The following is a 9,729-nucleotide window of genomic DNA, read 5'->3' as shown; positions in this document are numbered from 1 at the left end:
ATGGTCGGCCACTCGTTCATGGGTGCCGCTCATTCCCAGGCCTGGCGTACGGCTGCCCGGTTCTTCGACCTGCCGTTGCGTCCGGTGATGCAGGTCCTGGGTGGGCGTGATCCCGGGCGGACCGCGGCCGCGGCCGAGCGGTTGGGGTGGGCCGGGTCGGAGACCGACTGGCGTCGCCTGGTCGAGCGTGCCGATGTGGACCTGGTCGACATCTGCACCCCTGGTGATACCCACGCCGAGATCGCGATCGCGGCCCTGGAGGCCGGCAAGCACGTGTTGTGCGAGAAGCCGTTGGCCAACTCGGTGGCCCAGGCCGAGGAGATGACCCGGGTCGCCCAGGCCGCTGCGGCCAACGGGGTGCACGCCATGGTCGGGTTCACCTACCGGCGGGTCCCCGCGGTCGCCCTGGCCCGCCAGATGGTCGAGCAGGGCCGGGTCGGGGAGATCCGCCACGTCCGTGCCCAGTACCTCCAGGACTGGATCGCTGACCCCGAGGCCCCGATGTCGTGGCGCCTGGACCGCGACAAGGCCGGCTCCGGTGCCCTGGGTGACATCGGCGCCCACATCATCGACCTGGCCCAGCACATCACCGGCGACACCATCGCCGAGGTCTCCGGACAGCTGGAGACCTTCGTCAAGGAACGCCCCCTGGCCGACCAGCACGCGGGCCTGTCCGGGACCGCGTCAGCGGGGACCACGGAGAAGGGCCAGGTCACCGTCGATGACGCCGCGATGTTCCTGGCCCGGTTCCGCGGCGGCGCCGCGGGGGTCTTCGAGGCCACCCGGTTCGCCACCGGCCGCAAGAACGCGATCCGGATCGAGATCAACGGCTCCCGCGGCAGCCTGGCCTTCGACTTCGAGGACATGAACGTCCTGGACTTCTACGACGCCACCGAACCCGACCAGACCGCCGGGTTCCGCCGGATCCTGGTCACCGAACCCACCCACCCCTACGTCGGTGCCTGGTGGCCACCGGGCCACGGCCTGGGCTACGAGCACGGGTTCACCCACCAGGTCGTCGACCTCGTCAACGCCATCGCCACCGACACCACCCCCACCCCCACCTTCGCCGACGGCCTGCGCGTCCAGCGCGTGCTGGGCGCCGTCGAGACCAGCAGCGACAGCCGGTCGTGGCAGCCGGTTCCCGCCTGACCGCGACCACACCGGGCTGATCGAGCCCGTCCCCAGCACCCGGAGCGCCCGTCGGCGCGCCGGGTGCTCGGCATTTCGGGCTTCCGGGCGACACATCTGCCGTAACCGGCTCGAAACTTCCTGGACTTATGCATTGACGTCGGCAGAACCCGCTCCCTAGTGTGACGATCGCCACGGTGGTATCCCCAGATCGCCGGGTTCTCTCGAAAGGGCGACCGACGCCTCATGTCCCACAGCTCGGTGATTGCAGGGGGCCCCCGGCCCCGACGTTCCCTCTCCTGGACGCCGAGGCGTGCCCTCGCAGCCGTCCTGACGGCCGTGGTGGCCGCGGGTGTGCTCGGCACGCTGCCGACCCCAGCCGCGGCGGTCGAGCCGGCGCAAGCCGCTCCCGCCACGATCGCCGAGGTCGTCGAGCCCGCCGCCGCTGCGCCCGCCGCCGCTGCTGCTGCGGCGCCCGACCTCAGCAAGTTCCAGAAGGTCGTCCTGGGCCAGGGCAACACCCTCGGCGAGGTCATGGAGCTCACCGTCGCCCCTGACGGCCGGGTCTTCTTCATCACCCGCGCCGGCGACATCCAGATGTACGACCCCGCCGACGGGTCGATCGAGATCATCATGCTCAACACCGAGCTGGACGTGTGGAGCGGGCTCGAGGACGGCGGTCTGGGCATCACGCTCGACCCCGACTTCGCGACCAACAACCACCTCTACGTCTACTACGCGCCGCTGCCCGAGTCGCTCAACCGCAACCGGCTCTCGCGGCTCACGCTCCAGGTGCAGGGTGGGGAGACCTTCATCGACAAGACGTCGGAGAAGGTCCTGTTCGAGGTCGGCACGCAGCGCAACATCTGCTGCCACTCCGCCGGCTCGCTGCAGTTCGACGGCGAGGGCGTGCTGCACCTGACCACCGGTGACAACACCTCCTCCTCCGACAACGGTGGCTTCTCCCCGCACGACGAGCGTCCCGGCCGCAACGACTACGACGCCCAGGACTCCTCGGCCAACACCAACGACCTGCGCGGCAAGATGCTGCGGGTCATCCCGCGCTCGGACGACCTCGGCGACGAGAACCCGCCCGAGTCCAGCCCCGGCATGTCCTACGACATCCCCGACGGCAACCTGTTCGGCGAGGGCGGCAAGTACACCACCGCGAAGTACCCCACGGCCGACGCCGCCAAGACCCGGCCCGAGATCTACGTGATGGGCCTGCGCAACCCCTACCGCCTCGGCACCGACCCCGACTCCAACGCCGTCTACTGGGGCGAGGTCGGTCCCGACTCGCGCACCAACGACCCCAACCGCGGCCCGCGCCACCAGGAGGAGTTCAACCGCACCACGACCGCCATGAACGGCGGCTGGCCCTACTGCGGTGGCGAGGTCGGCGCAGACCTGGCCAACCAGGGCTTCGGCGGCGCCTACGTCGACTGGGACTTCGTGGCCAACCGCTTCAAGACCAACCCCGACGGCACCCCCAAGCGCTTCCCCTGCAACGACCCGACCGGCATGAAGGGCGTCAACGACTCCCCGAGCAACACCGGCCTGACCGACCTGCCGCCGATGACCAACCCGTGGATCCCCTACTCCACCTCGGGTCCGCTGAAGTACCCCCAGGTCGAGGGCTCGACCCCCACCGGCGCGCAGGTCTACCGCCAGTCGCGCAACACCAAGGCCAAGGACACCGCCTTCCCGGCCGACTACGAGGGCTCGGTCTTCATCTCCGAGATGAGCCGCGGCTGGATCAAGGAGGTCAAGACCAACCCCGACGGGTCGATCGCCTCGATCAACGACTTCATGACCGGCTTCTTCGCCCCCGGTGACATGGAGTTCGGCCCCGACGGCTCGCTCTACGTCCTCGAGTACGGCTCCGGCTTCTTCTCCGGCTCGCCCGACACCAAGCTCGTCCGCATCGACTACGCCGTCAACGGCCAGGCCCCGGTCGCCAAGGCCGCCGCGACCCCGTCCGAGGGCGGGACGCCGCTGGCCGTCACGTTCTCCAGCGCCGGCAGCAGCGACCCCGACGGCGGTGCGCTCACCTACGCCTGGGACTTCCAGAACAACGGTTCCGTCGACTCGACGCTGGCCAACCCGACCTTCACCTACTCGGCCGCCGGTGACTACTCCGCCGTGCTGACGGTCAAGGACCCGACCGGCAAGACCGCCACCTCCCAGGTGATCGTCAACGTCGGCAACACCCGTCCGGTCGTCGACCTCAAGGCACCGGTCGACGGTGGCTTCTTCGACGCCGGCGACAAGCTGAACTTCACCGTCGGGGTCACCGACCGGGAGGAGACGATCGACTGCACCAAGGTCACCGTCTCCGAGGGCCTCGGCCACGACATCCACGTGCACCCCAACCTCAGCGTCAAGGGCTGCACCGGCGTCCTCAACACCGCCGCGTCGACCGACCACGGCCCCGACGCCAACACCTACGGCGTCCTCTCGGCCTCCTACGCCGACAGCGGCGCCAACGCCGGCACCAACAAGCCGCTCGAGGGCCGCGACTTCATCACCCTCCAGCCCAAGCTGCGCCAGGCCGAGCACGCCACCGGCCGCTCGGGTGTCAGCGAGACCGGCTACGACGACAAGTCGGGCACGCGTCCCGGCGCCGGCGGCATCATCACCGGCATGGGCAACGGCAACTCGATCAACTTCGCCCCCATGAGCCTGGTCAACATGCGCACCATCTCGGTGACCTACTCCGGCTCGCCCGCCGCTGACGCAGCCATCGAGGCGCGCGCCGGCTCGGCCACCGGTCCGGTCGCTGCTCGGATCCCGCTCAACGGCGCCACCAACGGCCTGTACTTCTACAAGACCGTCACCGGCGAGATCACCAGCCGCGTGGCCGACCCGGGCGGCCGCCCGCTGTTCTTCGTCTACACCGGCGGCGGCGAGATCAACTTCGACCAGGTCAGCTTCACCGGCTCCGGTGTCGCTGCCGACGTGGCGCCGTTCATCACCACCGCCACCGCCACCCCGGCCGAGGGTGCCGCGCCGCACCAGGTCGCGTTCACGGCGACGGCCACCGACTCCGACAACGCCAACGAGGCCATCTCCTACGCCTGGGACTTCGGCGTGGCCGGCACCGACGCCGACAAGGCCGTCGGCCAGAACGCCACCTACACCTACGCCACCGCCGGCAGCTACACCGCGACGGTCACCGCGACCGACAGCACCGGCAAGAGCAGCACCAAGACGGTCGGCGTCGTCGTCCGCCGTGCGTGCGCCACCCTCCCGACCCCGGAGGCCGGTTACACGCTGCTGTTCAACGGCCAGAACCTCAACGGCTGGAAGCAGTCCGGTCCGGGCGGGTTCACCGTCGAGGACTGCGAGATGAAGTCCTTCGGTGGCCTCGGCCTGCTGTGGAACAACACCAAGCAGTTCGGCGACTACTCGCTCAAGCTGCAGTTCAAGCTCAGCGACGAGGGTGACAACTCCGGCGTCTTCACGCGGTTCCCCGACCCGGGCAACGACCCCTTCGTGGCCGTCGACAACGGTCACGAGATCCAGATCAAGGAGGGGCAGCCCAACGACGAGCCCCAGAAGACCGGCTCGGTCTACAACTTCGACCGGGAGGACGCCCGCAACCCCCGGCCGATCGGTCAGTGGAACGACTACGAGATCCGGGTGATCGGCCAGACCTACGTGATGACGCTCAACGGCGTCGAGGTCAACCGCTACACCTCCGACGGCTCCCGCGGCGACACCGGCTACGTCGGCCTGCAGAACCACGGCAACGCCGACGCGGTCTCCTTCCGCAACGTCCAGATCCGCGAGCTCGCCGTCGACGAGCCGTTCGTCAACGACGTCGAGGTCGACCCGGTCCGGGGCGGTGCGCCGCTCGAGGTGACCTTCACCGCCGACGGCGTCGACCGCCAGGGCGATGCGCTCACCTACGACTGGGACTTCGGTGACGGCTCTGCCGTCGTCACCGGTGCTGCGGCCGAGGTCGAGCACACCTACACCGCCGAGGGGACGTACACCGCGAAGGTCACGCCCGTCGACGTCGACGGCACCCGCGGCCAGTCCGTGAACGCCCGTCCGGTCACCGTGCTCACCGACCCGGTGCCGACCGCGACCGCGACGCCCACCTGCGGCGTCGCCCCGCTCCAGGTCGTCTTCGCCGGGTCGGCGACCGACCCGCAGGGCCAGGCCGTCACCTACGCCTGGGACTTCGGCGTCGCCGGTGTCACCGACGACACCTCCACCGAGGCCAACCCCACCTACACCTACACGCTGCCGGGCACCTACACGGCGACGCTCACGGTGAAGGACCCCGACGGCAACGAGGGCACCACGACGGTGCGCGTCCGGGCGCTCGAGTCCGGCGCCTGCCGGGCCGTGGCCGACCTGGCGCCGTTCTTCAACAACGACGGCATCTCGAACCACGAGAACCCCGGCGACGGCAACTTCGACGGCGGCGGCTGGCTCTTCGCCAGCGAGACGTTCCCCGCGGCACTGCGTCCCAACGGTGGCTCGCTGGTCGTCGACGGCGTCGACTACGAGTTCCCCAGCTCCGTCGACGGCCAGATGAACAACGTCGAGGCCGACGGCCAGGTCATCCCGCTCCCGACCGGCCGCTTCACCGGCCTGAGCGTCCTGGCCTCCGCGCACAACGGTGACGTGCAGCAGCCGGCCACGATCACCTACGGCGACGGAAGCACCTCCACGGTGCAGCTCCGCTTCACCGACTGGGCGGTCGGGCCGAAGTTCGGCGAGACCACGGCGGTCGACATGCCGCACCGCCACTTCTCCGGCGGCGACACGGGCCCGCGGGTCCGGATCTGGTCGCAGTCCTACCCGGTCCAGGACAAGGACCTGGTCAGCATCACGCTGCCCGACGACCCGAAGCTGCACCTCTTCGCGATCTCGGCGACCGTGCCGGGCGAGGAGCCCCCGTGCGACCAGCCCCGTCGCTCCGACGAGTTCGAGGACAGCGAGCTGCTCGACAACTGTCACTGGAACATCCGGCGGGCCGACCCCGAGCTGTACGACGTCGGCAACGGCGTCCTCGGCCTCGAGGCCGGGCCGGGCGAGTACAACACCGCGCCCAACGTGATCACCCAGGCCGCCCCCGAGGGCGAGTGGGAGGTCACCACCAAGCTGTCCTTCGACCCGACCGAGGAGGGCCAGCAGGCCGGGCTCGTGGTCGCCGGCGCCGGAGGCTCCGGGTTCGCCAAGCTGATGTTCGTCCGCAAGAGCACCGGCGGCAACGAGTGGATCGAGTTCCTCAAGAGCAGCGACCCCAACAACAGCTTCGACTTCAACGGCGACTGGCACACCGGTGGCGCCGGCTTCGGCGGCCCGTTCCTGCCCGCCGACTTCCCGACCACCTTCTGGCTGCGGGTGAAGTCCGACGGCACCAACCTCACCGGGCACTACTCGACCGACGGTGAGACCTTCACCCAGGTCGGCGTCCCGCGGGCCCTCGCGGGCATCGACGCCCCGCGCGTCGGCGTGATGGCGCTGCGTGGCGCCGCCACGACCGCCCCCGTGGCCGAGTACGAGTACGTCCGGTTCGCCGGCGAGCCCGTCCTCGAGTACCCGGAGGTGCCGATCGCCGAGCCCACGATGACGTCCTGCTCGCGCAGCGACGACTTCGCCGCTGCCCTCGACACCGGTCGCTGGGACAGCATCCTGCGCGAGGACCCCGCCCTCTACGACGTCGTCGACGGCAACCTCGAGATCGAGACCGGCCCCAACGAGCTGTGGGGCGGTTCGCCCAACCTGATCCTCCAGTCGATGCCGGAGGGTGCCTACACCGCCGTCACCAAGCTGACCCTGGCGAGCACCGCCGGCGGGCAGCAGGCCGGCCTGGTCATGCACGACCCGGCGAGCGACAGCTACCTCAAGCTGGCCTTCGTCGACAAGGGCAGCGGCAACCGCTGGGTCGAGTTCCTGCGCAACGCCGACGGCCAGAACGAGTTCTCCGGCAACTGGCACTCCGGCCCGGGCGGTGACTTCGGTGGGCCGTTCCTGCCTGCCGACTTCCCCCAGACCGTGTACCTGCGGATCTCCTCGGCCGACGGCGTCACCTTCCGCGGTGAGTACTCCGTCGACGGTGAGACCTGGCAGTCGGCCGGCGACGACCGGCAGGGCTTCGGTCCCGACACGCGTGTCGGTCCCTACGCCCTGCGCGGCCCCGCCACCGAGTCCGCGACCGCGAAGTTCGCCTGGTTCGGAGCGGCCCCCGAGCGCGAGTGCGCCGACAACACCGCGCCTGAGGTGTCCGCCTCGGCCACGCCGATCTCCGGCACCGCCCCGCTCGAGGTCGACCTGAACGCCGTGGGCACCGACGCCGACGACGACCAGCTCACCTACGCCTGGGACTTCGGGGTGGCCGGCGACGCCGACCGCGCCACGGGTCCGGACGCGACGTTCACCTACACCGCGGCGGGCACCTACACCGCCACGGTCACCGTGACCGACACCGCCGGGGCCACCGCCACCGACACGGTGCAGATCACCGTCGACCCCGCGTCGCAGGGCGAGACGTACGTCGTCGACGCGGTCGACACCACGACCACCAACCAGTGGGTCACCACGAGCAGCGCCAACGCTGCCGACGTGGGCACCTCCACCGTGACCGTCAAGACCGGCGACACCGTGGAGTGGCAGTTCGACCGGGCGACGATGTCCCACGACATCACCTCGCTCGACTCCGCCGACGACTGGGACCCGAAGCTGCAGGACTACCGCGACCCCAACGGGGCGCCGGTCCGCTACACCTTCACCAAGCCGGGCACCTACGAGTACTGGTGCTCGATCCACGGCGGCATGATGCGCGGCACCGTGGTGGTCGAGGCGGCCGGCAACACGGCGCCGACGGCTGCTCCGACGGTCGACCCCCGCACCGGTCCGGCCCCGCTGTACACCCACTTCGAGGCCAACGCCACCGACCCGGACGTGGGCGACACCCTCACCTACCTGTGGGACTTCGGCGAGTCCGACCTGCCGTCCGACACCTCGACGTCGGACCACGCCCACCACAACTACGTGAACCCGGGTCGCTACACCGCCAGCCTGACGGTGACCGACAGCAAGGGTGCGCAGTTCAAGCGCAGCTACGTGATCACCGTGACCGGCGGCGTGAACCCGGTCGTCACGGCCAGCGCCAACCCCACGACCGGCAACGCACCGCTCAACGTCGTCTTCATGGGCGGCGCCCAGGACGAGCAGGGCGGCACGCTGACCTACGAGTGGGACTTCGGGGTCCCCGGCACCGACGCGGACAAGGCGACGAACGCCCGGGCGACCTACACCTACACCCAGACCGGCACCTACACCGCCACGCTGACGGTCACCGACCCTGAGGGGAACAAGGGCACCGACACGGTGGAGGTCGTGGTGGGTGGCTTCGTCGCCCCCGACGTCACCGCGACGGCGTCGCCGTCGACCGGTGCGGCTCCGCTCGACGTGGAGTTCTCCACGGAGGTCACGACCGATGGTGGGTTCGAGCCGTTCGCCGACGGCACGACGGCCTACGCAGACCTGGCAGGCACGGCCGAGATGGTCCGTCGACGCGGCGAGACCTTCACCATGCTCGACGTCACCGGCCTGAAGCCGAACGCGTCGCACATGGTCCACGTGCACGAGCTGCAGTGTGGGGAGCTCAACGGCGGACCCCACTTCCGGTTCGACGAGACCCAGCCGTACGCCGAGGCCAACGAGATCTGGCTGCCGTTCACCACGAACGCCCAGGGGGCCAGCGGGCGGGTCGAGGACATCATGCCCATCCGGGCCGGCGCCAAGGCCGTCTCGATCGTGATCCACGACCCGGACAACATGGCGAAGCGGATCGGCTGCGTCGACCTCACGCCGAGCACGGCCGACCTCACCTACGACTGGGACTTCGGTGACGGCACGACGGGTGAGGGCGCAGACGTGGACCACACCTACACCGAGCCGGGTACCTACACGGCCAAGGTCACCGTGGGCAGCGCCCACGCCGGCCACATGCCCGGTCACGACGCCACGGCGACCGCCGAGGTCCAGGTCGTCGTCACCGGCGAGTCCGACACCACCGCTCCGCAGACCCGGGTGGTCTCCGGCCCGAGGAGCGCCACCAAGAGCCGCACCGCGACCTTCCGGTTCGGCTCCAGCGAGGCCGGCAGCACCTTCGAGTACAGCCTCGACAACGGCGCGTGGAAGTCCAGCGCCGCCACGGCGACGTTGCGCAACCTGCGCGACGGCGTCCACCGGCTGCGGGTCCGGGCCACCGACGCGGCGGGCAACACCGACGCCTCGCCGGCGGTCCACACCTGGCGGGTCGACACCCGCGGTCCGTCGGTCCGGGCGACCGGCCCCGCCGGGAGCACGCGTGACCGCACCCCCACGGTCCGCGCGACCGTGAGCGACGCGGGCACCCAGCTGGCACAGCGCCACCTGAGCCTGCGCGTCGACGGCAAGGCGGTGCGCGGCCTGAAGTACAACGCCCGCACCGACCGGATGACATGGACCCCCGGACGAGCGCTGTCCGTCGGGCGCCACGCCGTGAGCCTGGTCGCGGTCGACGAGGCCGGCAACCGGACCGTCAAGCAGTGGCGGTTCACCGTCCGGCGCTGACCAGACGTACGCACCACC

Annotated in this window: 2 protein-coding genes; both read left to right on the top strand. The window is 70.3% G+C overall.

Annotated features, from left to right (window positions below; all coding sequences use genetic code 11):
• A partial coding sequence (locus tag AC4MBH_RS24085; RefSeq protein WP_491797954.1) for a Gfo/Idh/MocA family protein occupies positions 1-1,152 on the top strand: 1,152 nt, incomplete at its 5' end.
• Between the two features lie 318 nt (positions 1,153-1,470).
• Entirely contained in the window at positions 1,471-9,711 is an 8,241-nt protein-coding gene (locus AC4MBH_RS24080; RefSeq protein ID WP_491797953.1) for a PKD domain-containing protein, read from the top strand.
• The last annotated feature ends 18 nt before the right edge of the window (positions 9,712-9,729 follow it).

This window comes from Nocardioides sp. WJ219, assembly GCF_058559815.1.
This window is presented reverse-complemented; position numbering and strand designations above follow the sequence as displayed.